Source organism: Stenotrophomonas sp. ISL-67 (genome assembly GCF_018612915.1).
In the GTDB taxonomy this organism is placed as follows: domain Bacteria; phylum Pseudomonadota; class Gammaproteobacteria; order Xanthomonadales; family Xanthomonadaceae; genus Stenotrophomonas.
In genome coordinates this window covers 131,419-156,514 of the sequence record NZ_JAGGRL010000010.1, presented here as the reverse complement: position 1 = coordinate 156,514, position 25,096 = coordinate 131,419, and the positions used below count along the sequence as shown (strand labels likewise).

The 25,096-nt window shown below is 65.8% G+C and carries 20 protein-coding genes; 9 read left to right on the top strand and 11 right to left on the bottom strand.

Features of this window, described 5'->3' with window-relative positions; all coding sequences use genetic code 11:
* The first annotated feature begins 103 nt into the window (after nt 1-103).
* The 3 genes from J7J08_RS12125 to J7J08_RS12115 are packed head-to-tail and all read left to right on the top strand — an operon-like array spanning nt 104 to nt 2,630.
* A complete protein-coding gene (locus J7J08_RS12125) occupies nt 104-970 on the top strand; it encodes a CheR family methyltransferase (RefSeq protein ID WP_214905808.1) in 867 nt (288 codons plus the stop codon).
* Nucleotides 967-1,563 carry a chemoreceptor glutamine deamidase CheD gene (gene cheD, locus J7J08_RS12120; RefSeq protein ID WP_214905805.1) on the top strand — a complete coding sequence of 199 codons (597 nt, stop codon included), beginning with the start codon at nt 967-969 and terminating at the stop codon, nt 1,561-1,563. Before J7J08_RS12125 ends, cheD begins: the two co-directional genes overlap by 4 nt.
* On the top strand, nt 1,560-2,630 hold the full coding sequence (locus tag J7J08_RS12115) for a chemotaxis response regulator protein-glutamate methylesterase (RefSeq protein WP_214905802.1): 1,071 nt from the start codon (nt 1,560-1,562) through the stop codon (nt 2,628-2,630). The genes cheD and J7J08_RS12115 overlap by 4 nt, the downstream gene beginning before the upstream one ends.
* 174 nt (nt 2,631-2,804) lie before the next feature.
* Here the strand turns inward: J7J08_RS12115 and J7J08_RS12110 are convergent, their stop codons facing one another.
* The 6 genes from J7J08_RS12110 to J7J08_RS12085 form a co-directional block, all read right to left on the bottom strand.
* Nucleotides 2,805-3,680, bottom strand: coding sequence for an amidohydrolase family protein (locus J7J08_RS12110; RefSeq protein ID WP_343237730.1), 876 nt, complete (start codon nt 3,678-3,680; stop codon nt 2,805-2,807).
* An 11-nt stretch (nt 3,681-3,691) separates the two neighbouring features.
* Nucleotides 3,692-4,714, bottom strand: coding sequence for an amidohydrolase family protein (locus tag J7J08_RS12105; protein ID WP_214905796.1), 1,023 nt, complete (start codon nt 4,712-4,714; stop codon nt 3,692-3,694).
* A 23-nt stretch (nt 4,715-4,737) separates the two neighbouring features.
* A complete protein-coding gene (locus tag J7J08_RS12100; RefSeq protein WP_214905793.1) occupies nt 4,738-6,018 on the bottom strand; it encodes a carbohydrate porin in 1,281 nt (426 codons plus the stop codon).
* Nucleotides 6,019-6,098: 80 nt separating this feature from the next.
* Nucleotides 6,099-7,412, bottom strand: coding sequence for a C4-dicarboxylate transporter DctA (gene dctA, locus J7J08_RS12095; protein WP_214905790.1), 1,314 nt, complete (start codon nt 7,410-7,412; stop codon nt 6,099-6,101).
* Nucleotides 7,413-7,454: 42 nt separating this feature from the next.
* Nucleotides 7,455-8,510 (bottom strand): 4-oxalomesaconate tautomerase, encoded by a 1,056-nt coding sequence (locus tag J7J08_RS12090; protein ID WP_214905787.1) that lies wholly within the window; start codon nt 8,508-8,510, stop codon nt 7,455-7,457.
* Nucleotides 8,503-9,174: a 4-carboxy-4-hydroxy-2-oxoadipate aldolase/oxaloacetate decarboxylase gene (locus J7J08_RS12085; RefSeq protein ID WP_214905785.1), complete on the bottom strand. Its 672-nt coding sequence runs from the start codon at nt 9,172-9,174 to the stop codon at nt 8,503-8,505. Before J7J08_RS12085 ends, J7J08_RS12090 begins: the two co-directional genes overlap by 8 nt.
* 101 nt (nt 9,175-9,275) lie before the next feature.
* On the opposite strand from J7J08_RS12085, the gene J7J08_RS12080 reads away from it, so the two are divergent.
* Nucleotides 9,276-10,532, top strand: a complete 1,257-nt coding sequence (locus tag J7J08_RS12080) for a LysR family transcriptional regulator (RefSeq protein ID WP_214905783.1) — start codon at nt 9,276-9,278, stop codon at nt 10,530-10,532.
* Nucleotides 10,533-10,924: 392 nt separating this feature from the next.
* Here J7J08_RS12080 and acnB read toward each other — a convergent pair whose 3' ends face one another.
* The 3 genes from acnB to J7J08_RS12065 all read right to left on the bottom strand — a co-directional run bounded on the left by acnB (nt 10,925) and on the right by J7J08_RS12065 (nt 14,202).
* A complete protein-coding gene (gene acnB / locus J7J08_RS12075; protein WP_214905781.1) occupies nt 10,925-13,510 on the bottom strand; it encodes a bifunctional aconitate hydratase 2/2-methylisocitrate dehydratase in 2,586 nt (861 codons plus the stop codon).
* 61 nt (nt 13,511-13,571) lie between these two features.
* Nucleotides 13,572-13,970: a type II toxin-antitoxin system VapC family toxin gene (locus tag J7J08_RS12070; RefSeq protein ID WP_214905779.1), complete on the bottom strand. Its 399-nt coding sequence runs from the start codon at nt 13,968-13,970 to the stop codon at nt 13,572-13,574.
* Between the two features lie 7 nt (nt 13,971-13,977).
* Entirely contained in the window at nt 13,978-14,202 is a 225-nt protein-coding gene (locus tag J7J08_RS12065; RefSeq protein ID WP_019182937.1) for an AbrB/MazE/SpoVT family DNA-binding domain-containing protein, read from the bottom strand.
* Nucleotides 14,203-14,480: 278 nt separating this feature from the next.
* Here J7J08_RS12065 and acnA point away from each other — a divergent pair, with 278 nt between their 5' ends.
* The 5 genes from acnA (at nt 14,481) to J7J08_RS12040 (ending at nt 21,516) form a co-directional block, all read left to right on the top strand.
* Entirely contained in the window at nt 14,481-17,234 is a 2,754-nt protein-coding gene (gene acnA, locus J7J08_RS12060; RefSeq protein ID WP_214905777.1) for an aconitate hydratase AcnA, read from the top strand.
* A gap of 214 nt (nt 17,235-17,448) precedes the next feature.
* A complete protein-coding gene (locus J7J08_RS12055; RefSeq protein ID WP_214905774.1) occupies nt 17,449-19,125 on the top strand; it encodes a long-chain fatty acid--CoA ligase in 1,677 nt (558 codons plus the stop codon).
* Between the two features lie 166 nt (nt 19,126-19,291).
* The gene (locus J7J08_RS12050) at nt 19,292-19,780 is read left to right on the top strand and encodes a YhfG family protein (RefSeq protein ID WP_214905771.1); all 489 of its coding nucleotides are present in this window, start codon (nt 19,292-19,294) and stop codon (nt 19,778-19,780) included.
* A 1-nt stretch (nt 19,781) separates the two neighbouring features.
* On the top strand, nt 19,782-20,366 hold the full coding sequence (locus J7J08_RS12045; RefSeq protein WP_214905768.1) for a Fic family protein: 585 nt from the start codon (nt 19,782-19,784) through the stop codon (nt 20,364-20,366).
* A 280-nt stretch (nt 20,367-20,646) separates the two neighbouring features.
* Nucleotides 20,647-21,516 (top strand): crotonase/enoyl-CoA hydratase family protein, encoded by an 870-nt coding sequence (locus J7J08_RS12040; RefSeq protein ID WP_214905764.1) that lies wholly within the window; start codon nt 20,647-20,649, stop codon nt 21,514-21,516.
* Between the two features lie 36 nt (nt 21,517-21,552).
* On the opposite strand, the gene J7J08_RS12035 is transcribed toward J7J08_RS12040, so the two are convergent.
* On the bottom strand, nt 21,553-23,766 hold the full coding sequence (locus tag J7J08_RS12035) for an ATP-binding protein (protein ID WP_214905761.1): 2,214 nt from the start codon (nt 23,764-23,766) through the stop codon (nt 21,553-21,555).
* 1 nt (nt 23,767) lies between these two features.
* Nucleotides 23,768-24,907, bottom strand: coding sequence for a two-component system response regulator (locus J7J08_RS12030; RefSeq protein ID WP_214905758.1), 1,140 nt, complete (start codon nt 24,905-24,907; stop codon nt 23,768-23,770).
* Nucleotides 24,908-25,096: the final 189 nt, after the last annotated feature.

Genomic DNA, 25,096 nt, shown 5'->3' with positions numbered 1-25,096 from the left:
AGCGACAAACCGAATGGATGAACGCGTCGCCACGCGCCATTGCAATGAATGAACGACGCGCAACCGGGCCACGCTCGGCTTACCCCCTTGATGGACGCCACCCGTGACCACGCCTACCGCACCTGCCTCCGCCGCATCTACGACCGGCCGCGAATTCGAGTTCGCCGACCGCGACTTCCGCCGGATCTGCGACCTGATCTACCAGCGGGTCGGCATCTCGCTGGCGCCGGCCAAGCGTGACATGGTGTACGGCCGGCTCTCGCGCCGGCTGCGCACGCTCGGCCTGCGCAGCTTCCAGGAGTACCTGGACCAGCTGGAAAGCCGGGGCGGCGATGAATGGCAGGCGTTCACCAACGCACTGACCACCAACCTCACCGCGTTCTTCCGCGAACCGCATCACTTCGAGAAGCTCGACACCGAACTGCGCGCGCGTGCCGGCCACGGCACCCTGCACCTGTGGTCGTGCGCCGCCTCCACCGGCGAAGAGCCGTACTCCATGGCGATCACCGCCTGCGAGGCGTTCGGCACGCTGAAGCCGCCAGTGCGCATCCTCGCCACCGATGTCGACACCCAGGTGCTGGCCACCGCCAGCCGTGGCGTGTACGCCATCGACCGCGTGTCGGGCCTGGATCCGGCGATCAAGAGGCGCTATTTCCAGCGCGGCAGCGGCCCCAACGAAGGCCAGTGCCGCGTGCACCCTGCGCTGCGCGAGCTGATCGACTTCCGCCCGCTCAACCTGCTGGCGCCCCGTTACGACGTCGGTGGCCCGTTCGACGCCCTGTTCTGCCGCAACGTCATGATCTATTTCGACAAGCCCACCCAGCGCGGCATCCTGTCGCGGCTGATCCAGCACATGGACGACGATGGCCTGCTGTACACCGGCCACTCGGAGAACTACCTGCACGCGGCCGACCTGATCCAGCCGTGTGGGCGCACCCTGTACAAGCGCGCGCCCGGGGCCCCGGCATGAGCCACGCTGCGCGCCCCGACGATGTGATGCGCTATTTCGACAGCCGCTTCAAGGTAACCGCGGCCAAGCTGCTGCCGACCCAGTACCTGGTCGTCGACGACAACACCGTGCTGACCACCACCTTGGGCTCGTGCGTGGCCGCATGCCTGCGCGACCCGGTGCTGAAGATCGGCGGCATGAACCACTTCCTGCTGCCCGAAGGCAACGTCGGCGATGGTGCGCCGGCACGTTACGGCAGCTACGCCATGGAACTTCTGATCAACGATCTGCTCAAGCGCGGCGCACACCGCAAGCGCCTGGAAGCCAAGGTGTTCGGCGGTGCCAACGTGCTGAAGGGCTTCACCAGCAACCCGGTGGGCACCCGCAACGCCGAGTTCGTGCGTCACTACCTGCAGGCCGAGCATATTCCGGTACTGGCCGAGGACCTGTGCGGCATCCACCCGCGCAAGGTGTGGTTCTTCGCCGACACCGGCCGCGTGGTGGTGCAGCGCCTGCCGCATGCCCACGAAGCCGAAGTGGCCGCCACCGAATCGGCCGTGCGTGCGCGCCTGTCCAAGGCCCCGGTCACCGGTGGCGTGGAGCTGTTCGAATGATCAACGGTTCCCCCTGCCGGGTCCTGATCGTCGACGACTCGGCGGTGGTGCGGCAGATGCTCAGCGAGATCCTCGCCAGCGATCCGGGCATCGAGGTGGTGGGCACCGCTGCCGACCCCCTGCTGGCACGCGAGAAGATCAAGCGCCTGGCCCCGGACGTGATCACCCTGGACGTGGAAATGCCGCGCATGGATGGCCTGGCGTTCCTGGAGAACCTGATGCGCCTGCATCCGCTGCCGGTGGTGATGATCTCCTCGCTGACCGAGCGCGGCGCCGACACCACCCTGCAGGCGCTGGCGCTGGGCGCGGTCGACTTCATCTCCAAGCCCAAGTTCAACGTAGCGCGTGGCCTGCAGGGCTACGCCGAAGAGATCATCGGCAAGGTCAAGATGGCGGCGCGCTCACGCGTGCGCACCCTGGCCCGCCCGGTCACCCCACGCATTACCCTGGATACCGTGGCGCCCACGCCCGCGCGCAAGATCCAGTTCCGCACCACCGACCGCCTCATCGCCATCGGCGCTTCTGCCGGCGGTACCGAAGCGCTGCGCGTGGTGCTCGAAGGCTTGCCCGCCGATGCCCCGGCGGTGGTGCTGACCCAGCACCTGCCCGCCACGTTCAGCACTGCCTTCGCCGAACGCCTGGACCGCCATTCGGCGATGTCGGTACGCGAAGCCAGCGATGGCGAAGCGGTGCTGCCCGGCCACGCCTACCTGCCGCCCGGCGGAAAGCACCTGCGGGTGATCCGTGACGGCGCGCGCTGGCGCTGCCGGGTGGATGATGGCCCGGCAGTGAACCGGCACAAGCCGGCCGTGGATGTTCTGTTCCGCTCCGTGGCCGAAAGCGCCGGCGCCAACGCCATCGGCGCGATCCTCACCGGCATGGGCGACGACGGCGCGCGTGGCCTGCTCGAACTGAGGAACGTCGGCGCGCCGACCCTGGTCCAGGACGAAGCCACCAGCGTGGTCTGGGGCATGCCCGGCGCCGCATTCAAGCTGGGTGCTACCGACGAACAGGTACCGCTGGAACGGATCGCCGAACGCCTGATGGCGCTGGCCCGGGGGGCCTGACGCCGGGTAGGGTCGGTTCCTGAACGACTGCCGATACGATTGATCGGCACGGTAACGCATGAACCCCGAACGCGGAAACGCTCTTCGCCGAATGTCATGCCTCAATGCACCACCTACCACCCCGGCGGTCGATTGGGATGCGACCCTACCAACAGGTTCGCCAACGTTGCTCCATCACGTCCAGTACAACCGCATCGGGTTGTCCACCAGCAGCTTGCGCTGCAGCTCGGCCGTCACGGCAATCCGTGGAATGAAATCCACCAGCGTGCCGTCGTCGGGCATGTGCGATTTCAGGTTCGGGTGCGGCCAATCGGTGCCCCACAGCACCCGGTCCGGGAACTGCTCCATCAGGTGCCGTGCGAACGGGACCACATCGTCATACGTCGGCGGCCCGGACTGCGACAGCCGCTCCGGGCAGCTCACCTTGCTCCACACGTTCGGGTGTTCGCGCATCAAGCGCACGAAGCGCTGGAATTCCGGGCCGTCCACCGCCTGGGTCACGTCCGGCCGGCCCATGTGGTCCACCACCACCGTGGTCGGCAGCGAGGTGAAGAAATCCCAGCGCTCGGCCAGGTCGGCCGCCTCGAAATACACCACCACGTGCCAGCCCAGCGGTGCGATCCGTTCGATGATTGCGTTGTAGTACGCATTCGGCTTCGGGTCCACCAGCCGCTTCACGAAATTGAAGCGCACCCCGCGCACACCCGCCTCATGCAGCTCGCGTAGTTCGTCATCGGTGACCGTATCGCGCACCGTGGCCACGCCACGCGCACGACCCTCGGCACTGCGCAGCGCATCGACCAGCGCCCGGTTGTCGGCACCATGGCAGGTGGCCTGCACGATCACGTTGCGTTCGAAGCCCAGCTGGTCGCGCAGCGCGAACAGCTGCGCCTTGCCTGCATCGCAGGGTGTGTACTTGCGCTCGGGCGCGTACGGAAACTCGTCACCGGGCCCAAATACATGGCAATGCGCATCCACCGCCCCTGGTGGCGGTACGAACGCCGGCTGGCTCGGGTCGGGGCAGAAATCCAGCCAATCGGCATCTTTCACGAAATCCGCCATTACAGCCCCCTCGCCTTCAGCTGGGCGTCCAGTCGTGGGTAGACCCGGCGCGCGTTGCCCTCCAGGACCTTCGCGCGGTCGGCGGCCGACAACCCCAGCGCCTCCACGTAGCGCAGGGTGTCGTCGAAGTACTGCCCGGTCTCCGGGTCGATGCCACGCACCGCGCCCACCATTTCCGAACCAAACAGGATGTTGTCGATGTCGATCACCTTGAACAGCAGGTCGATACCGGGTTGATGGTAAACGCAGGTATCGAAGAACACATTCTTCATCACGTGCTCGTTCAGCGACGGCTTGCCCAGCATGTCGGCCAGGCCGCGGAAGCGGCCCCAGTGGTACGGCACCGCGCCGCCGCCGTGCGGAATGATGAAACGCAGGTCCGGGAAGTCACGGAACAGGTCGCCCTGCAGGAACTGCATGAACGCGGTGGTGTCGGCGTTGAGGTAATGCGCCCCGGTGGCGTGGAAATTGGCATTGCAGCTGCCCGACACATGCACCATGGCCGGCACGTCCAGCTCCACCATCTTCTCGAAGAACGGGTACCAGGCGCGGTCGGTCAGCGGCAGCCCGGTCCAGTGCCCGCCCGAGGGATCCGGATTGAGATTGCAGCCCACGAACCCCAGTTCGTTGACGCAGCGCTCCAGCTCGGCGATCGAGTTCGCGATGGGCACTCCGGGCGACTGCGGCAGCTGGCAGACGCCGATGAAGGTGTCCGGGTACAGCCCGACCACGCGCGCGATCAGGTCATTGCAGCGGCGGGTCCATTCGGCGCTGACCGCCTCATTGCCCACGTGGTGCGCCATGGTGCTGGCCCGTGGCGAAAAGATGGTCATATCCGCGCCGCGCTCGCGCAGCAGCCGCAACTGGTTGCCTTCCACGCTCTGGCGCAGTTCGTCGTCGCTGATGTCCGGGTAGACCGGCTTCGGCAGCGACGGGTCGTTGAAGTGCGCCACCTGCGCCTTGCGGAAGGCATCGTGGCTGGCGGGAGCGGTCGTGTAGTGACCGTGGCAATCGATGATCATGCAGGGGCCTCGTGGGGGAGGAGTTACCAGCCGAACAGCTGGGCGAAGTGGACGTCCACGCGCAGCCCGACGATCAGTGCATCGGGAATGTCGGTGGTACGGGTGGGTGCGTAGATCGGATCCGGATTGATCACATACTGCAGGTTGGGCATCAGCCGGATGCCCCTGTGCACGGCCCAGCCGTAGCTGAGCTCGGCGATGATCTCGTCGGCATTGGGCGCACCACTGCCGCCGTTGCGGGCGCGCCGGTCGCGCAGGAAGGCGATCTGCTCGTCGCTGAAATGCGTGTTGGAGACAAACATTGCCAGGGTGTCCTGGTCGCGCCCGGCGAAGGTGCCGGTCTTGACGAACCCTGCAGCGAGGAACTGGTCGACGGGCGCCTCGTTGCCGGTGTTGATATACGCACGGGCGAACAGGGCCAGGTTGCGCTTGCCCTCACCGCGCCACACGGTCTGGTCGGCCATCGCGTACCAGCCCATGCGCGCGCCGTCCTGCATCGCAGTGGGCCTGCCGGTGAGCGCGGCCGAGTTGCCGTTGGCATCGAAGTAGGAGCTCTTGCCGCCATCGCTGTTGCGGTACATGCCCACACGGTAGGTACGCGGCAGTCGGTCATTGGCGAAGGTGGTCTGGTAGCCGGCCTCATAGGCCGTGATGGTGCCGGTGCCTTCGCCGACCGAGAAATCCAGCCCGTTCTTGCCGGCCTTGTTCAGCTCGTTGTTGTAATCGAACGCCCCGCCCTGCACATACCAGCGATCGTTCACGTCGTAGCGCAGGATCCCGGCCCAGGACGAGTTCGGGTACGCGGTGATACCCAGGTCGGTGATCGCACCATAGGGCGTGAGGCACATCGCGTTGCTCATGAACACGCAGTTGAGTGCCGAATTGTTGAAATAGCTGTTCACCGGCGCGCGGCCGGCGGTGATGCTCAACCCGTTGTCGAACCGGTGGCGCACGGTGAGTCGGGTCAGGCGACCGCCAGCCACTGGCCGCCAGGTCTGCTGCGCGCTGATCGAATTGCCGATCTTCTCGCGCGCCAGGTTGCGCCCGGCGAACCAGGCCCACTGCGCGTCGACGTCGGTGTTGTGCACTCCGAACAGCGCGTCCAGGTCGAACTTCGACTGCGCCATGATCCAGTAGGATCCCTCGGTGCCCTGCTCCACTCCGCCAACCGGGTTGGAGGCCACGTTGCCGACGAAATCCAGGGTCAGATCGACGCCCTTGGGCAGGGTGCCTTCGGCGGCGGCAGGAGCGGCCAGGGCGGCGCTCAGCAGCAGCGCCAGTGTGGAGCGTTGGATGATGGACATGATGTCTCCCTCCCCGGCGCCGTGGGCACCGGGTTCAATGCATGGTCAATGGGCGCCGCAGCTCGCCTGCGGCGCGTCGGTCAGGCTTCGCGGACGCCGAGGTGGCGCAGGCGGGTGCGGCGGGTGCCGATCTGCTCGGCCATCACCTTTTCATCCAGCTTGCCTTCCCACTTGGCGATCACCAGCACCGCGATCGCGTTGCCGACCAGGTTCACGAAGGTCAGGCCCTCGGCCAGGATGCGGTGGATGCCCAGGATCAGCGCGATGCTGGCCACCGGGATGGTGCCGGTGGTACCCAGCGTGGCCGCCAGCACCACGAACGCGGCCCCGGCCACGCCCGCAGCGCCTTTGGAGGTCAGCAGCAGCACCGCGATCAGGCCCAGCTGGTGCCACACGGTCAGCTCGGTATTGGTCGCCTGGGCCAGGAACAGCGCCACCGTGGTCAGGTACAGGCAGGTGCCATCCAGGTTGAATGAGTAGCCGGCCGGAACCACGAAACCGACCACGCCTTCTTCGCAACCCAGCTTCTTCATCTTCTCGATCAGGCGCGGCAACACCGTTTCGGTGGAGGTGGTGGCGGCCACGATCACGATTTCATCGCGCAGGTAGGCCAGCAACCGCCACAGGCTGGCACCGGTCCACCAGCACACCGCGCCGAGCACGAATACCGTGAACGCCGCGCAGACCACGAAGAACTCGATGATCAGCTCGCCCAGCGACAGCAGCGAGCCCGCGCCGAACTGGCCGACGGTGAAGGCGATCGCCCCGAACGCACCGATCGGGGCGAAGTACATGACAAAGCCGATGATCTTGAACAGCGCCGCCGAGGTGCCTTCGATGACCTTCATCACCGGCGCGCCGCGCTCACCGATGGAGGCCAGTGCCACGCCGAACAGCACCGCCACGAACAGCACCTGCAGCACATGCGCTTCAGTGAACGCACTGACCAGCGTGTTGGGGATGATCGCCATGATGTAGGACACGATCGACTGGTCGTGCGCGGTATGCACATAGCCCTGGATGCTGGCCATGTCGATGGTGGCCGGGTCGATGTTCATGCCGGCGCCGGGCTGCCACAGGTCCACCGCGACCAACCCGACGATGAGCGCCAGGATGGTGATCACCTCGAAGTAGATCAACGACTTGAGCGCAAGCCGGCCCACGCTGCGCATGTCGCGCATGCCGGCGATGCCGTGCACCACCGTCACGAAGATGATCGGCCCGATCATCATGCGGATCAGCTTGATGAAGGCATCGCCGAACGGCTTCATCGCCGAACCCCAGTCCGGCTGCAGCCACCCCAGCACGACGCCGATGATGGTGCCGGCCAACACCTGGAACCACAATTGGCCAAAGACGCCGAAGCGGCCCTGCCGCTTCTCGACAACAGTCATAACAACCCTCCCAGGTCACAAGAATAGAGACGTCGCGCGTATTCAGTCGAACAGCACGCCGTCGAACAGCTTTCGGGCGGTACGCAGGATGGCCGCAGCGGCCACCTGCCCCTGCGCATCCCGCTCCAGCACACAGCCGGTGCTGCCGCTGGGGTGTTCGATGTCCAGCTGCAGTCGCCTGCCGTCGGGCACCACCGCCAGTGCGCTGGCCGGTGAATCAGGCAGCAGGCACGCCGTTGCCACGGTGACCGCGCCGAGCACCCCGATCGAGGCGTGGCAGCGGTGCGGAATGAACGAACGCACGCAGATCGCGCCACCGTCGCGCGGCGCCGCCACCAGCATCATCTTCGGCACCGACTGCGCGGTGACATCGCCGAGGTTCATCCGCGGGCCGGCCTGCAGGCGGATCGCCTCCAGGCGTGCCTTCAGCGCGTCATCGGCATCCAGCGTGGCGCGGTCTTCGTAGCCACTCACGCCCATATCGCGGGCGCGCAGCACCACGCACGGCATGCCGTTGTCGATCAGGGTGACGTCCACCCCGTCGATCACATCGCGCGCGTTGCCCGTAGGCAGCAGCGCGCCGCAGCTCGAACCGGCAATGTCGGCAAAGGTCAGCGGAATCGGCGCGGCCGTGCCCGGCACGCCGTCGATCCTGGCCGTGCCGTCGTAACGCACCTGGCCGCCGGGGGTCAGTATGTTGGCGGTGGCCACCGTGCCGGTGTTCACCATGAAGATGCGCACGTCGGTGCTCTCCCCGGTGGATTGCACCAGCCCACGCTCGATGGCGAACGGGCCGACCCCGGCCAGCAGATTGCCGCAGTTCTGCGCATCGCTCACCACGGCCTGGTCGACGAACACCTGCAGAAACAGGTAGTCCACGTCGGCGTCGACGCGGTTGCTGCGCGATACCACCGCGACTTTGGAGGTCAGCGGATCGGCACCGCCCATGCCGTCGATCTGGCGCGGGTCTGGCGAGCCGTAGGCGCGCAGCAGGAATGCATCGCGCGCGGCCGCGTCGGCAGGCAGGTCGGTGGCCAGGAAATATCCGCCTTTGGACGTGCCACCGCGCATCCACATCGCGGGCACGCCCTTACTCATAGCGCAGGCCCCTGGCCGCGAGGCGTTCGCGCATCGCGTAGATATCCAGGCCCAACTCGCCCTTGGCCAGCCGTTCGCGCTTCTCGGCCTCGCGCGCCTCGCGCGCCTGCGATTCGGCGGCCACGCGTGCGGCATCGGCACGCGGCACGATGCAGATGCCGTCATCGTCGGCGATCACCACGTCGCCGGGGTGTACCAGCGCACCGCCGCAGACCACCGGTACGTTCACCGAGCCCAGCGTCTCCTTGACGGTGCCCTGTGCGTGGATCGCCCGGCTCCAGACCGGAAAGCCCATCGCGGTCAGGTCGCGCACATCGCGCACGCCGGCATCGATCACCAGCCCGCGGCAGCCGCGCACCTGCGCCGAGGTGGCCAGCAGGTCGCCGAAATAACCGTCGGTGCAGTCGCTGGTCGGTGCCACCACCAGCACGTCGCCCTCGCGCAACTGCTCGATGGCCACATGCATCATCCAGTTGTCGCCGGGCGGCACCGAGACGGTGATGGCGCTGCCTGCAATGCGCGCGCCACTGTAGATCGGGCGCAGGCGCGGGTGCAGCAGGCCGCTGCGTCCCTGGGCCTCGTGCGCGGTGGCAACGCCGGCCTGGGCCAGGGTTTGGATCGCACCGGCAACGGCACGTTCGACGTGGGTGACGACGCGGGACATCCATCCATCCTTCAATGACGATGATGCAGTCTTGTCCGCGAACGCCGACCCCCTCAAGATCGATTTCCGTAACACCCATTGAGTTTGGTTATAGTTGATGCATGAACCGGTCCTTCGAACTGAACCTGAAGCATCTGCATGCACTGGTCGCGGTGCACCACCACGGCGGCATCAGCGCCGCCGCACCGCATGTGAATCTGTCCCAGCCAGCGTTGACCCAGGCCATTGCCCGGCTGGAGAGCCAACTGGATGCGCCGCTGTTCGACCGCCAACCCGGCGGCATGGCGCCCACTGAAGCGACTGAACTGCTGGTGCCGCGCATCGAGCGCGCACTGGGGTACATCGCCGATGGTGTGCGGGTGGCACGGCGTGCACAGCGCTTGCCCGCATTGCACGCAGTGGAGCGGCGGGTCACTTTGGGGCAACTGCGCGCCTTGGTGGCGGTGGACGACGCCGGCAGTTTCACCCTGGCCGCCACCCGCGCCGGCATCTCGCAGCCGGCGATCTACCGCGCCGTGCACGAGCTGGGCACCGCGATTGGAACCCCGCTCACCGAACGCCACGGCAAGACCGTGCAGACCACCCCGGCCGCCACGCGCATGCTGCGGCTGGTGCGCCTGGCCCTGTCCGAACTGGCGGCAGGCCTGGACGAAGTGGCCCTGCTGCGCTCCGAACAGGGCGGCAAGGTCACGCTCGGCGTGATGCCGCTGGCGCGCGCGATCCTGCTGCCGCAGGTGCTGGCTCGCTTCGCCCGTGCGCATCCAGGTGCATCCGTCAACGTGATTGAAGGGCCCTACGCAGAACTACTGGGCGATCTGCGCGCAGGCAGCCTGGACCTGTTGATCGGTGCGATGCGCGATACCTTGCCCGTTCGCGATGTCGCGCAGGAAGGCCTGTTCGATGATGACCCGGTGATCGTCGCGCGCAGCGGGCACCCGCTGGCCGGCAGCGACCCGCTCGACTTCGACCGGCTTCTGGCGTTCCCGTGGGTAATCGCCGCCACCGGCGCCCCGGTACGGGCACGCTGGGAGCGCATGTTCCGCCAGCATGGCCACGAACCTCCTCGCCTGCGTATCGAATGCGGCTCGGTGCTGATCACCCGCGGCCTGCTGCTGGAAGACGACTGGCTCACCCTGATGTCACGCGACCAGTTCTTGATTGAACGCCGCGCCGGACTTCTATGCGAAATCGGCAGCGCCGGCGACGAACTGCGTCGCCGCATTGGCCTGACCACCCGCGCAGACTGGCACCCGACCCGCCTGCAGCAGGCGTTCGTGGAAACCTTTCGCGCGGTGTGCGCAGAACGCAGCAACGACGCCGACAACGCATGGCCGTTCCGATACCCAGCGCGTGGATGACGTCGGAAACTGGCACCTGGATCGCGTGGCGGCGGTAGGGGCGGTTCCCAAACGACTGCCGATAACGGCTCGACGCCCGGTAACGCATGACCCGAAACGAAAAACGGCTCTCCGTTCCGGCGCCATGCACACCGGACAGGCGGCTTCGGACGCATGTCAGCGTCGGTGATGTCATCCGCGCCGCATTGCCGTGGCTTCGGATGCTTGCGCCGCGCTTCGCGCGGTCGCCGACCAACGGTCGGCGCTACGAATTGTTGGCGAACGCGATAAGACACGGATACATCACCAACGGGTGAGCAAACAAAAACCCCCGGTTTTCACCGGGGGTTTTGTTCAAACGTCCACCGACCAACGGTCGGTGGCTACCGTTGCCGGGCAGCGCCCGGCATCACTCAGGCAGCGACCGTGTTGGCCACGTCCTGGTAGTCCTCGATCTGGTCGAAGTTCATGTAACGGTAGATCTCCTTGCTGCTGGCATCCAGCACGCCGATGTCGGCCATGTACTCTTCCCTGGTCGGGATGCGACCCAGACGCGAGCAGATCGCGGCCAGTTCGGCCGAACCCAGGTACACGTTTGAGTTGCGGCCCAGCCGATTCGGGAAGTTGCGGGTCGAGGTCGAGAACACCGTTGCGCCCTCGCGCACCTGTGCCTGGTTGCCCATGCACAGCGAGCAGCCCGGCATTTCCATGCGCGCACCAGCGGTGCCGAAGGTGCCGTAGTGGCCTTCCTTGGTCAGCTCCGAGGCATCCATCTTGGTCGGCGGGGCCACCCACAGCTTGGTCGGGATGTCGCGCTTGCCTTCCAGCAGCTTCGCCGCCGCACGGAAGTGACCGATGTTGGTCATGCACGAACCGATGAAGACTTCATCGATGGCCGCACCGGCCACGTCCGACAGCGTCTTGACGTCGTCCGGATCGTTCGGGCAGGCCACGATCGGCTCGTGGATGTCGGCCAGGTCGATCTCGATGACGGCGGCGTACTCGGCGTCGGCATCCGGCTGCAGCAGCTCCGGGTTGGCCAGCCAGGCTTCCATCTTCTCAATGCGGCGCGCCAGCGAACGCGCGTCCTGGTAACCCTCGGCGATCATCCACTTCAGCAGCGTGATGTTGCTGGTGAGGTACTCGATGATCGGCTCCTTGTTCAGGTGCACCGAGCAACCGGCCGCCGAACGTTCGGCCGAGGCATCGGACAGTTCGAATGCCTGCTCGACCTTCAGGTCCGGCAGACCTTCGATTTCCAGGATGCGGCCGGAGAAGATGTTCTTCTTGCCGGCCTTGGCCACGGTCAGCAGGCCCGACTTGATCGCATACAGCGGGATCGCGTTGACCAGGTCACGCAGGGTCACGCCCGGCTGCATCTGGCCCTTGAAGCGGACCAACACCGATTCGGGCATGTCCAGCGGCATCACGCCGGTGGCAGCGGCGAAGGCGACCAGGCCCGAACCGGCCGGGAACGAAATACCCACCGGGAAACGGGTGTGCGAATCGCCGCCGGTGCCCACGGTGTCGGGCAGCAACATGCGGTTGAGCCAGCTGTGGATCACGCCGTCGCCCGGGCGCAGCGAGACGCCGCCACGGGTGGAGATGAATTCCGGCAGCGTGTGGTGGGTCTTGACGTCCACCGGCTTCGGGTACGCGGCAGTGTGGCAGAACGACTGCATCACCAGGTCGGCCGAGAAGCCCAGGCACGCCAGGTCCTTCAACTCGTCGCGGGTCATCGGGCCAGTGGTGTCCTGCGAGCCCACCGAGGTCATCTTCGGTTCGCAGTAGGTGCCCGGACGCATGCCCTGGCCTTCCGGCAGGCCACAGGCGCGGCCGACCATCTTCTGCGCCAGCGAGAAGCCCTTGCCGGTGTCCGGCGGGTCCATCGGCAGGCGGAACAGGTCGGTCGGGGCCAGGCCCAGCGCTTCGCGCGCCTTGGCGGTCAGGCCACGGCCGATGATCAGCGGAATGCGGCCACCGGCGCGCACTTCGTCGAACAGCACGTCGGACTTCACCTGGAACTCGGCGATGACCTGGCCATCCTTCAGGGCCTTGCCGTCATAGGGACGCAGTTCGACCACGTCGCCCATGTTCATCTGCGACACGTCCAGCTCGATCGGCAGCGCGCCGGCGTCTTCCATGGTGTTGTAGAAGATCGGGGCAATCTTCGAACCCAGGCACACGCCACCGAAACGCTTGTTCGGAATGAACGGAATGTCTTCGCCGGTGAACCACAGCACCGAGTTGGTGGCCGACTTGCGGCTCGAACCGGTACCGACCACGTCGCCCACGTAGGCCACCAGGTGGCCCTTGTCCTTCAACGACTCGATGAACTTGACCGGGCCACGCTTGCCGTCTTCTTCCGGCTCGATGCCATCGCGCTTGTTCTTCAGCATCGCCAGCGCGTGCAGCGGGATGTCCGGGCGGGTGGTGGCGTCCGGGGCCGGCGACAGGTCGTCGGTGTTGGTTTCGCCGGTCACCTTGAGCACGGTGATGGTCAGGCTCTGCGGCACTTCCGGTCGGCTGGTGAACCACTCGGCATCGGCCCAGCTCTGCAGCACGCCCTGGGCGTTCGCATTGCCGGCCTTGGCCTTTTCCTGCACATCGTGGAAGGCATCGAAGACCAGCAGGGTGTTCTTCAGCGCAGTGGCGGCGATCGCACCGACGGCGGCATCGTCCAGCAGCTGGACCAGCGGTGCGACGTTGTAGCCGCCCAGCATGGTGCCCAGCAGCTCGGTGGCGCGCTCGCGCGGGATCAGCGCGTTGGTTTCGCTGCCGAAGGCGATGGCGGCCAGGTACGAGGCCTTGACCTTGGCCGCGTCATCGACGCCGGCGGGAACGCGGAGGGTGAGCAGGTCGAGCAGAAACCCGGCCTCGCCGGCCGGCGGGTTCTTCAGCAGTTCAATGACGTCGGCCGTCTGCTGGGCGCTCAGCGGCAGCGGCGGGATGCCAAGCGCGGCGCGCTCGGCTACGTGGTGGCGGTAGGCTTCCAACATGACAACTCCCGGGAAATTCTTTGAATAAACTTCGGTTGAATACGGCGGTTGAGTAACGGGCTCAGGCGTTCGGCACGATCAGCTTCAGGCCCTTGAAGTAGTCGCGGTAAAATTTGTCGTTCCAGGTGATCAGGCCGTCGCACTGCAGCAGGGCATGCGCGCCGACCATGAAATCATCGATGCCGCGCTTGCCGGTACCGCGCTGGCGGTGGCGGCGGTGCATCTCGCCGGCGCGCAAGGCTGACTTGGCTTCCAGCGGGCTGAAATGGATACCCATTTCTTCCAGCGCTTCCTGCACCTCGGCTCCGCCGCGCAGCGCGGTGCAGATCTCGGCCAGCACCACCCCGCAGATGACCACGCGGCCGCCGACCAGGCTCTGGCGCAGGCAGGCTTCCACGGCATCGGCCTGCGGGCCGTTGCTTAGCAGTTCGATCAGGACCGGGGAATCGACGGCGATCATGCGGCGATCATTCCTCGTCGCGCACGGCGCGCACGGCTGCCTCGGCCGAATCGAAGCCGTCCAGCGCGAACTTGCCACGGGCACGCGAAATGGCATCGTCCACGCTCTTGCGCAGGATGATGCGGCTGCCCTCGAGCTCCACCTTCAACTGGGTGCCCTTGGTCAGGCCAAGCGCATCGCGGACCGCCTTGGGCAAGGTGATCTGTCCGCGTTCTGCAACGGTGGCTTCCATTGGTAGGCCCTCCAAAGTATGCACAAATTATACATACTTCCCCGGACATACTTCCACTGCAGCGTTGTTCAGCCAGCCAAGGCCCATACCGCGCAAAGGATCCGCCTTATCGATGACATCGGCGATACATATTTGTATGTAGCCTGAGAACCCTGCCACCGACCGCGTCCGGCTGAATGGTTCATACTCAGTCCGACTGCCGGGCCGTCGGCGCACCGGCAACCGCAAGCAGGCCCGAACGGGCCACTGCAAGCCATCCGCAAGAGGAGTCACCCCGCATGAGCGATTCGTTCTCCACCCGCAGCCAGCTGGACGTCGGCGGCACCACCTACGACTACTTCAGCCTGCCCAAGCTCGGACAGCAGTTCGACATTTCCCACCTGCCCTACTCGATGAAGATCCTGCTGGAGAACCTGCTCCGGCACGAGGACGGCGGTGTCACCGTCGGCAAGGATCACATCGAAGCGGTGGCGCGCTGGGATCCCAAGGCCGAGCCGGACATCGAAATCGCCTTCATGCCCGCACGCGTGGTCCTGCAGGACTTCACCGGCGTGCCGTGCGTGGTCGACCTGGCCGCAATGCGCGATGCCGTGGTCAAGCTCGGCGGTCGCCCCGAGCAGATCAACCCGCAGATCCCCTCCGAACTGGTCATCGACCATTCGGTGCAGGTCGATGTGTTCGGCACGCCCGATGCGCTGGACCTCAACGGCAAGATCGAATTCCAGCGCAACCAGGAACGCTACGGCTTCCTGCGCTGGGGCCAGAAGGCGTTCGACAACTTCAAGGTGGTGCCGCCCAATACCGGCATCGTCCACCAGGTGAACCTGGAAAACCTGGCGCGCGTGGTGATGACCGCGGACAAGGATGGCAGGACCATCGCCTACCCCGACACCGTGTTCGGCACCGACAGCCATACCACCATGATCAACGGTATCGGCGTGCTGGGCTGGGGCGTGGGCGGCATCGAGGCCGAGGCGGCCATGCTGGGCCAGCCCTCGTCGATGCTGATCCCGCAGGTAGTCGGCTTCAAGCTCACCGGGCGCCTGCCCGAAGGTGCCACCGCCACCGACCTGGTGCTCACCGTCACCCAGATGCTGCGCAAGCACGGGGTGGTCGGCAAGTTCGTCGAGTTCTTCGGCGAAGGCCTGCAGCACCTGCCCCTGGCCGACCGCGCCACCATCGGCAACATGGCGCCCGAGTACGGCGCGACCTGCGGCATTTTCCCCGTCGACAACGAATCGCTGAACTACCTTCGCCTGTCCGGCCGCAGCGAGGCACAGATCGCGCTAGTGGAAGCCTATGCCAAGGCGCAGGGTCTGTGGCACGACGCGCAGACCGCGCACGCCAGCTACAGCGCAACCCTGGAACTGGACATGGGCGAGGTCAAGCCCTCGCTGGCCGGCCCCAAGCGCCCGCAGGACCGCGTGCTGCTGCAGGACGTCAAGCAGAATTACCGCGACAACCTGGGCGGGCTGACCACCAACCGCGACAAGCGCAACGAAGAGGTGTCCAAGTTCGTCAATGAAGGCGGCGGCGCGGCGGTCGGCAACGAGCAGCTGGCCAAGGGCTACGCCGATGTCGAGCTGGGTGGCACCCGCTTCCGGCTCAAGGACGGTGCGGTGGTCATCGCCGCCATCACCTCCTGCACCAACACCTCCAACCCGGCGGTGATGATCGGCGCCGGCCTGCTGGCCCGCAACGCGGCCGCCAAGGGGCTGGACCGCAAGCCGTGGGTGAAGACCTCGCTCGGCCCAGGCTCGCGCGTGGTCACCGACTATCTTGAGAAGGCTGGCGTGCTCACCGAGCTGGAAAAGGTGGGTTTCTATGTGGTCGGCTACGGTTGCACCACCTGCATCGGCAATTCCGGCCCACTGCCCACCGAAGTCAGCGCCGGCATCGCCAGCGGCGACCTGGTGGTCACCTCGGTGCTCTCAGGCAACCGCAACTTCGAGGGCCGCGTGCACCCCGAAGTGAAGATGAACTACCTGGCCAGCCCGCCGCTGGTGGTGGCCTATGCAATCGCTGGTACCACCGACATCGACCTGACCACCGAGCCGCTCGGCACCGGCAACGATGGCCAGCCGGTGTACCTGCGCGACATCTGGCCGAGCAACAAGGAAATCGGCGACGTCATCGCCGCCACCATCGGCCCGGAGATGTTCAAGCAGAACTATGCGGACGTGTTCAAGGGCGACACCCGCTGGAATACCATCCAGTCGCCCGACGGCGACCTGTACGACTGGGACGGCAGCTCGACCTACATCAAGAACCCGCCGTACTTCGAGGGCATGACCATGCAGGTCGGCCACATCGAGGACGTGCATGGTGCACGGGTGATGGGCCTGTTCGGCGATTCGATCACCACCGACCACATCTCCCCGGCCGGCAACATCAAGAAGGATTCACCGGCAGGCCGCTTCCTGCAGGAACGCGGCGTGCAGCCGGCCGACTTCAACAGCTACGGCAGCCGCCGCGGCAATGACGATGTGATGGTGCGCGGCACCTTCGCCAACATCCGCATCAAGAACCTGATGTTCGGGGGCGAGGAAGGCGGCAACACCCTGTACTTCCCCAAGGCAGGCGGCGCGCCGCAGAAGCTGGCCATCTACGATGCGGCCATGCTGTACAAGGCCGAGGGCGTGCCGCTGGTGGTGTTCGCCGGCAAGGAGTACGGCACCGGCTCCTCGCGCGACTGGGCCGCCAAGGGCACCAACCTGCTGGGCGTGAAGGCGGTGATCGCCGAGAGCTTCGAGCGCATCCACCGCTCCAACCTGGTCGGCATGGGCGTGCTGCCGCTGCAGTTCCAGGCCGGCGAGAATGCCCAGAGCCTGGGCCTGGACGGCTCGGAAACGGTCGATATCACCGGCCTGGCCGATGGCGCCAGCAAGACCGCCACCGTCACCGCCTCCAAGGCCGACGGCACCGCCAGGACGTTCCAGGCCCACGTGATGCTGCTGACCCCCAAGGAAGTGGAGTACTTCAAGCACGGCGGCCTGCTCCAGTACGTGCTGCGCCAACTGGCAGCGAGGTAGCGCCGGCCTCTGGCCGGCTCCCGGGTCCCCCCGCGCTTCGTAGAGCCGGCCTCTGGCCGGCTCCTTACGGACCCCGCACCGTTCTACACGTCGCCTGCACGCGATATTCACGGGCTCTTCGCGTTTTCCATTCGGACCGGTATGCTGCCGGGGACCGAAACGACGGATACTCTCCGTCAGCATCACACCATCAACGTTTCCTGGAGGGGGAATAATGAGTCTGGAACGTCCCTGGCTGCAGAGCTATCCGAACGGCGTACCCGCCGAAATCGACGTCAACGAGTTCCATTCGGTATCGGCCGTATTCGACACGTCGGTGGCCAGGTTCCGTGACCGCCCCGCCTACTCCAGCTTCGGCAAGGTGCTCACCTACGGTGAAACCGATGCCCTGGTCGAACAGTTCGCCGCCTACCTGCTGGGCGAACTGCAGCTCAAGAAGGGCGACCGCGTCGCCCTGATGATGCCCAACTGCCTGCAGTACCCGGTGGCCACCTTCGGTGTGCTGCGCGCCGGCCTGACCGTGGTCAACGTCAACCCGCTGTACACCGCCCGCGAGCTCAAGCACCAGCTGGTCGATTCCGGCGCGTCGGTACTCGTGGTCGTGGACAACTTCGGCGACACCGTGCAGCAGGTCATCGCCGACACCCCGATCAAGCAGGTCATCACCACCGGCCTGGGCGACATGCTCGGCCTGAAGGGCGTGGTGGTGAACTTCGTGCTGAAGTACATCAAGAAGATGGTGCCCAACTACACCCTGCGCGGTGCCATCCGCTTCAACCAGGCGCTGAAGCTGGGCAGCGGCCACACCCTGCCGAAGGTGGAGCTGGACCACGACGACGTGGCCTTCCTGCAATACACCGGCGGCACCACCGGCGTGGCCAAGGGCGCCATGCTGACCAACCGCAACCTGGTCGCCAACATGCAGCAGGCCTCGGCGTGGATCTCCGCGTCGGGGATTGAAATGGGCAAGGAGTGGATCATCACCGCCCTGCCGCTGTACCACATCTTCGCATTGACGGCGAACGGCCTGGTCTTCATGAAATTCGGTGGCTGCAACCACCTGATCACCAACCCGCGCGACATGAAGGGCTTCGTCAAGGAGCTCAAGGCGACCCGCTTCACCGCCATCACCGGCGTCAACACGCTGTTCAACGGCCTGCTCAACACCCCCGGCTTCGACGAGGTGGATTTCTCCTCGCTGAAGGTCACCCTGGGGGGCGGCATGGCGGTGCAGCGTGCCGTGGCCGAGCGCTGGAAGAAAACCACCGGCGTTACCCTGGTCGAAGCCTACGGCCTGACCGAGACTTCGCCGGCAGCCTGCATCAACCCGCTCACCCTGGCCGAGTACAACGGCGCGATCGGCCTGCCGATTCCGTCCACCGACGCCTGCGTGAAGGACGACAATGGCGTCACCCTGCCCGCTGGCGACGTCGGCGAACTGTGCATCCGCGGCCCGCAGGTGATGAAGGGCTACTGGCAGCGCCCGGAAGACACCGCCGCGGCGATCGACGCGGAGGGCTGGCTGCATACCGGCGACATGGCGCGCATGGACGAGCACGGCTTCTTCTACATCGTGGACCGCAAGAAGGACATGATCCTGGTGTCCGGCTTCAACGTGTACCCGAACGAAGTCGAAGACGTCATCGCGATGATGCCCGGCGTGCTGGAAGTGGCCGCCGTGGGCGTACCGGATGAAAAATCCGGCGAAGTGGTCAAAGTGGTGATCGTCAAGAAGGACCCGAACCTGACCGCCGAGATGGTCAAGGAACACGCCCGCGCCAACCTGACCGGCTACAAGCACCCGAAAATCGTCGAATTCCGCAAGGAACTGCCGAAGACCAACGTCGGCAAGATTCTGCGCCGCGAACTGCGCGACGCACCGGCGGCGTAACGGCCAGCCACATGCAACACCGGAACGCCCGCGAGGTCAGACTCGCGGGCGTTCTGCTTTCTGCCTCCTGCGTGGACGGTATAATGAGGGCATGCCAGCGATGTTCCCCGCGGGCACGGCCGCCTCACTTGTCGGTGGCGTCCTGACCCCTGCAGGAGCACGTGACATGAACCCAACTGCTTCCCCCTCGCCAACGGTCGCAGACTTCCTGTCGGTCGACACACCGTCTGAGCTGAGAATGCTGGGACACTTCAACGTGCTTAAAGCGTCACTGAGCGCGGCACTCGGACTGACAGTTGCGACGCGCAGCTGGGATGCTCTTTACGCGTTGGTCAGCGATATCCAAACGACAATCAAGAGCGATCCGTCGATTCGCTCCACTGCCCCTTACCCGGCCTCAGAAGCGGTAAGAAGCAAGCTGTCCACCGTTCTGATGAGCGCGACGTCAGTCAAAGGACCACTCGTCAATTACGACGCCGCACTCGCCCATGCCGTTATCCAGCTCGTCGCCGCCGCCCGTGACCCTGCCGCCAGGTTTCAAGCCAGCCGCACACGCAACTTTCAGCACAGCTCCCGACTTGAGGGCATAGACATGCGAAAGGCGAAGCCGGCGGAATCCCTGCAGACTGTCCTCAACAGGTATCGAAAGCGCTGAGATGGACCGGTACGACGATGCAGGCGTCCGGTACTGCCTTGGCAACTCTGGCGCCCTGAAGAATAAGCTGGGCATTACCCAGCTCGACGACGTGGAAGCTGCAGAGCGCGACATAACTGCCCTCACCCATCGAATCGTCGAGTATTTACCGCCGCCGTACAGCCTGCAGTCCCTCCAGGCCGTTCATCGGACGCTGTTCGCAGACCTTTATGACTGGGCCGGCGAACTACGAAACGTCGATATTTCCAAGGGAAGCACGCGCTTCTGTACCCATGGCCGAATCGAAGCCGAGGCACGACGTTGCTTTGATGCCATGGCGCGAGACCGCTGGCTGCAAGGCCTGGATCCTGACGCCATGTGTGGAAAGCTGGCTGAGCATTATTGCGAGCCCAACATGATCCACCCGTTCCGCGAGGGAAACGGGCGCGTTCAACGCATTCTGTTCGAGCAGCTGGCGCTCAGTGCGGGTCATGCGCTGGACTGGTCGGACATCGACCCGGGTGAATGGATCGAGGCAAACCTTGGTGGCGTACGACTCGACTACCGGGCCATGCAAGCGATATTCGAGCGCATCATCGCGCGGTGATGTGGGGCGCCCGGGACAATTCCGCCGGGCCGGCAGATTCGTCGAATTCCTAGGTTGATCCGTCGCCATCACCCTTGGCCGCGCAGCGCGGTGTGAACCGCTGGATACGCTTGCGGCGTAAGGATGAACGAGATTTTGGCTTGGGTTTCGGGCCCCAATGGGCAAGGTCTACAACGTTTGCATTCCGGCCCGGGTTGGCGGTGTAGGATCGCGGCGTGTGGACCCGTCCGGCCTGCCGCCCACCGTCCTCCCTGCAGGCCAACCCGCCGAGGCAATCACCATGCAATCCATCGAAAAGCTTCCGTATTCCCGCGGCTACACGACCATCCGCACCGAATCGACTCCCGACGACGCCGCCCATTGGCTCTTCATGCACGCCGATGCCGCCACCGGCATCCGCCCCTGTTGCCGCAAGGACATGCTGGATGAAATGTGGAGCGTGATGAGCAGGATCACGCTGTCGCCGGCCGAGCGCAACAGTGGCCGGCTGCGCCACTTCGTGCTGGCCTCCGACGCCACCGCCTACAACCTGGGTGGCGACCTGACGCTGTTCGCCCAGCTGATCCGCGAAGGCAACCGCGACCGCCTGCTCGCCTATGCCCAGCGCTGCGTGGAAGGCGTGCACCACCTGCACACCGGCTTCGGTGGGGATGTGCGTTCGATCGCGCTGATCCAGGGCGACGCACTCGGTGGCGGCCTGGAAATGGCGCTGGCCTGCCACACCATCATTGCCGAGGAAGGCTGCGGCATGGGCCTGCCCGAGGTGCTGTTCGGGCTGTTCCCGGGCATGGGGGCGTACTCGTTCCTGTGCCGCCGCGTGGCCCCACAACTGGCCGAGAAGATCATCCTCGAAGGCCGCGTCTACTCCTCCGAAGAGATGTATGCCATGGGCGTGGTCGACGTACTGGTGCCCAAGGGCCACGGCGTCAAGGCCACCGAAGAGCTGATCCACCAGCAGCAGCGCACCCCGCGCAGCTACCTGGCCATGAACGCCGCGCGCAACCTGGCCCAGGCGGTGGGCTACGACGAGCTGCTGGAAATCACCAGGATCTGGGTGGATTCGGCGCTGGCCCTGGAGGACAAGTCGCTGCGCACCATGGACCGGCTGATCAAGGCGCAGACCCGTCGTGCGCAGTTCGATGCGGCGTAACTGCGCCAGCGCCGGCCAGGGGGAAACGGGGCGGCATCAACGCATGTCGATGCCGCCGTCGTCGCTGGATGAGGCGCCGGGATGCCTGCGTTCTTCCAGCGCCTGCCTGCCTTCCTTCACCGCCGTGCGGATCAGCTTCATCCGCTCGCGCCATTCGCTCTTGAGCTGCCAGTCGGCCATGTGCATCACCTCACCGGCCCGGTAAGCCACCCGCACCAGCCCCAGGTTGCTGGCCACGCCCTTGATGGCGTGCGCCTGCTCGCGCAGGTGCACCCAGTCGCTGCGTTCGCCGGCTTCCATTGCCACGCCCACGCACTGCGTGGCGTCGGCCAGGCACTGGCGGATGAACTCCTGTTCGAAACCCTCCCCCATCCCCAGCGCGGCCAGCTCATCGAGCACGCCGGTGTCGAGCACGCCCACCGCAACCGGTGGCGGCTGGACCACGGCAGTACGCAGCTTCAGGCCATCGTTGGCGGCGATCTCGGCCAGCGTGTCGAGCAGCTTCACCGGCACCACCGGCTTGCCGAAGAACGTGTGCGCACCGGCCTGGGTACACTGCTGGATCGATTCGGGGGTGACATCGGCGCTGAGCACCAGCACCGGCGTGCGTGGGGCGCCACCGGCCTGCAGCACGCGCAGCTCCCTTAGCATGTCCAGCCCGCTCATGCCCGGCATGTGCAGGTCGACGATGGCCACGTCGTAGTCGCTCTCGGCCATCGCATCGAGCACGGCTTCGCCGCCATTGACGCACACCACCTTGTGCCCGGCCTTCTGCAGCAGCCGCTGCAGCACCAGCCGGTTGGCCTGGTGGTCGTCGGCGACCAGCACCTTCATGCTGCGCACCCGCGCGCGATGGCGCAGGAACGGGTCGGCAAAGGCGATCACGTTGTCCGCGACACCCGGCGCGCGCTCGCCCAGCACGGCCGGGGTGAACTCCCCGGCGACTACGGGCGGCAGCGCGAACGGCAGCTCGAACCAGAAGCAGCTGCCCTGCGGCGGGTTCTCGGCATAGCCGATCTGGCCGCCCATGGCTTCCACCAGCCCGCGCGAAATCGAGGTACCCAGACCACTGCCTTCGTGGCGGCGGCCCAGGCTGACGTCGGCCTGCTCGAAGGCCTGGAACAGGCGCGGCTGCATGTCGGCAACGACGCCGATACCGCTGTCGAGGATGTCGAAGCGCAGCCGGACCTGGCCCTGGCCCTCCTCGCGCAGCTGCGAAACGCGTATCTCCACCTTGCCGTGCTCGGTGAACTTGACCGCATTGCCGGCCAGGTTCAGCAGGATCTGGCGCAGGTGGCCGAGGTCACCCCGCAGCAGTCTGGGAACCCCTGCAGCGACCTTGACCTGGTAGTCCAGCCGCTTGAGCTTCGCCTGCGGCATCAGGATCAGGCCGATCGACTGGATCACGTCATCCAGTGCGAAGTCTTCGGCCACCACCCGCAGCTTGCCCGCTTCGATGGCCGAGATGTCCAGCACCTCCTCCACCAGCGCGAGCAGGCTGCGTGAAGAAGCCTGGATGGTGTTGACGCACTCGCGCTGCTCTTCGTCCAGCGTGGTGGTGGCCAGCACTTCGGTCATGCCCGAGAGCCCGTTCAACGGGGTGCGGAATTCATGGCTCATGTTGGCCAGGAAGCGGCTCTTGGCCTCGCTGGCGCGGCGTGCCTCGTCCATGGCGCGGGTCAACTGCCGCAGCAGCGTGGCGAAGTACAGCGGCACCGCCGCCAGGCCCAGCCACAGGCCGAAGCCCAGCCGCGCATTGGCCTGCCAGTAACCGGTGGCCAGCACCGTCACCCCGAAGCTGACCAGCGCCATGCCCACGGCGGTGTACAGGTATTTGTTGCCGTAGCGCATGCCGTTGCCGACCGTCACCCACATCACCACGATGTAGACCCAGGCAAGCGGCTCACCCATCTGCACCATGCCGGCAGCGATCAGCCCGTAATCGGCCAGCATGCCGGCCACCCGGCGCGGGTCCGAACGGCCCGGGCGCGCCAGCAGCCACGCAAACAGCAGCACCGACAGGGTAAGACCGGTCAGCACGATGCCCAGCACCACCTGGTACTGATGATGCGGCAGGTCGTTGCGCACGCCCGGCATCATCACGTAGCCCAGGATCAACACGATCAGGACGATGCGGACGATCGCCTGGCCATGCTCGCTGTCGGGGCGGTTGCCCAGCCGGTGCTTGAGCAGCGCAAGGCCGGGGAGCGCGCCGAGCCGCTGTTTCACCACCTGGAACAGACCGGCCATGTCACATCCCAGGGCGGGAGGACGCAGTGGAATGCTGCGCGCAGATATCGTCGAGCTGTACGCGGCCGCGCAGCAGCGCGTCCACGCAGCGCGGGTCGAACAGGCGTCCGCGTTGTGCGTACAGGTAGGCCAAGGTGGCTTCCATCGTCCATGCTTCCTTGTATGGGCGCGGCGAGATCAGGGCATCGAAGACATCGGCGACGGCCACGATCCGCGCTTCCAGCGGGATGGCTTCACCGACCAGACCGTCGGGGTACCCACTGCCGTCATAACGTTCGTGGTGGCGCAGCGCGATCAATGCGCCCACCTGGATGAAACGGTTCTGGCTGCCACTGAGCAGTTCGTAACCAATACGCGGGTGCCGGCGCATGATCGCCAGCTCCTCGTCGTTGAGTTTGCCCTGCTTGAGCAGCACGGAATCGGGAATGGCGATCTTGCCCATGTCGTGCAGGGGCGCGGCCATCTCGATCAGTTTCACTTCTTCTTCGGGCAGCCCGAGCTGCTCGGCGATCAGCCCGGCCACGTGCGCCATGCGCTCGAGGTAGGCACTGGTGCCGGCATCACGGAACTCGATCGCGCGTGCCAGCCGCGACAGCGTCTCGCGCTCGCGCTCTTCGACCTCGTGCATGCTGGCCAGCAGCCGCTGTTCCAGCGACAACGCGCGTTGCTTCACATTTTCGGACTGTTGGCGCAGCTGCAGCAGGTTGTAGCAGCGGGCGCGCAGTTCACGCGGGCGGATCGGCTTGACCAGGAAGTCGATCACCCCGGCTTCCAGCGCGGCCTGGCGGATCGGCTCGTCGCCCACCACCGTGATCAGGATCACCGGAATGTCGCGGTGCTTGGGCAGGCGGCGGAAGCGGCGGGCGAACTCCAACCCGTCCATTTCCGGCATGCGGTAATCCAGCAGAAGCAGGTCCACCCCGTGCGATTCGCACCAGGCCAGGGCGGTGAGTGGGTCGCCGAAATCATGCACGCTCAGTTCGGGCGCGATGTCCTCGATGACATGCCGCAGCATCGTGCGCGCGGACGTCTGATCGTCAACGATGACAATATTCAAGGCTGCTTCCGTCGACTTCCTGGACCACACTGGAACATGCTCCAGTAAGGATACTCCGCTGCTCTGCATACCGGCACCTTGCATGGGACCACCTCCGGTCACGATTCCCCAGTTCATGATCGTGGTCACAGTGTGATGCGCCTGTCACGCATGCTCCGTCCCATCCTCATGCTCCGTGGCCAGCGCGCATTGCGCCACCCAGGGCCACGGGCAAACCATACGCGTCCGGCCACCGCAGCGGAAGCCCGCCGCAACGGCCTCGGGGGGCATCCG

Bases quoted from the DNA above. Each gene is read 5' to 3' on its own strand.
- J7J08_RS12105 (WP_214905796.1), bottom strand. From the start codon at position 4,714: ATGATCATCGATTGCCACGGTCACTACACGACCGCTCCCGCCAGCCAC.
- J7J08_RS12065 (WP_019182937.1), bottom strand. From the start codon at position 14,202: ATGGAAGCCACCGTTGCAGAACGCGGACAGATCACCTTGCCCAAGGCG.
- acnA (WP_214905777.1), top strand. From the start codon at position 14,481: ATGAGCGATTCGTTCTCCACCCGCAGCCAGCTGGACGTCGGCGGCACC.
- J7J08_RS12070 (WP_214905779.1), bottom strand. From the start codon at position 13,970: ATGATCGCCGTCGATTCCCCGGTCCTGATCGAACTGCTAAGCAACGGC.
- J7J08_RS12055 (WP_214905774.1), top strand. From the start codon at position 17,449: ATGAGTCTGGAACGTCCCTGGCTGCAGAGCTATCCGAACGGCGTACCC.
- acnB (WP_214905781.1), bottom strand. From the start codon at position 13,510: ATGTTGGAAGCCTACCGCCACCACGTAGCCGAGCGCGCCGCGCTTGGC.
- J7J08_RS12035 (WP_214905761.1), bottom strand. From the start codon at position 23,766: ATGGCCGGTCTGTTCCAGGTGGTGAAACAGCGGCTCGGCGCGCTCCCC.
- dctA (WP_214905790.1), bottom strand. From the start codon at position 7,412: ATGACTGTTGTCGAGAAGCGGCAGGGCCGCTTCGGCGTCTTTGGCCAA.
- J7J08_RS12080 (WP_214905783.1), top strand. From the start codon at position 9,276: ATGAACCGGTCCTTCGAACTGAACCTGAAGCATCTGCATGCACTGGTC.
- J7J08_RS12045 (WP_214905768.1), top strand. From the start codon at position 19,782: ATGGACCGGTACGACGATGCAGGCGTCCGGTACTGCCTTGGCAACTCT.
- J7J08_RS12085 (WP_214905785.1), bottom strand. From the start codon at position 9,174: ATGTCCCGCGTCGTCACCCACGTCGAACGTGCCGTTGCCGGTGCGATC.
- J7J08_RS12115 (WP_214905802.1), top strand. From the start codon at position 1,560: ATGATCAACGGTTCCCCCTGCCGGGTCCTGATCGTCGACGACTCGGCG.
- J7J08_RS12040 (WP_214905764.1), top strand. From the start codon at position 20,647: ATGCAATCCATCGAAAAGCTTCCGTATTCCCGCGGCTACACGACCATC.
- J7J08_RS12100 (WP_214905793.1), bottom strand. From the start codon at position 6,018: ATGTCCATCATCCAACGCTCCACACTGGCGCTGCTGCTGAGCGCCGCC.
- J7J08_RS12030 (WP_214905758.1), bottom strand. From the start codon at position 24,907: ATGCAAGGTGCCGGTATGCAGAGCAGCGGAGTATCCTTACTGGAGCAT.
- cheD (WP_214905805.1), top strand. From the start codon at position 967: ATGAGCCACGCTGCGCGCCCCGACGATGTGATGCGCTATTTCGACAGC.
- J7J08_RS12050 (WP_214905771.1), top strand. From the start codon at position 19,292: ATGAACCCAACTGCTTCCCCCTCGCCAACGGTCGCAGACTTCCTGTCG.
- J7J08_RS12090 (WP_214905787.1), bottom strand. From the start codon at position 8,510: ATGAGTAAGGGCGTGCCCGCGATGTGGATGCGCGGTGGCACGTCCAAA.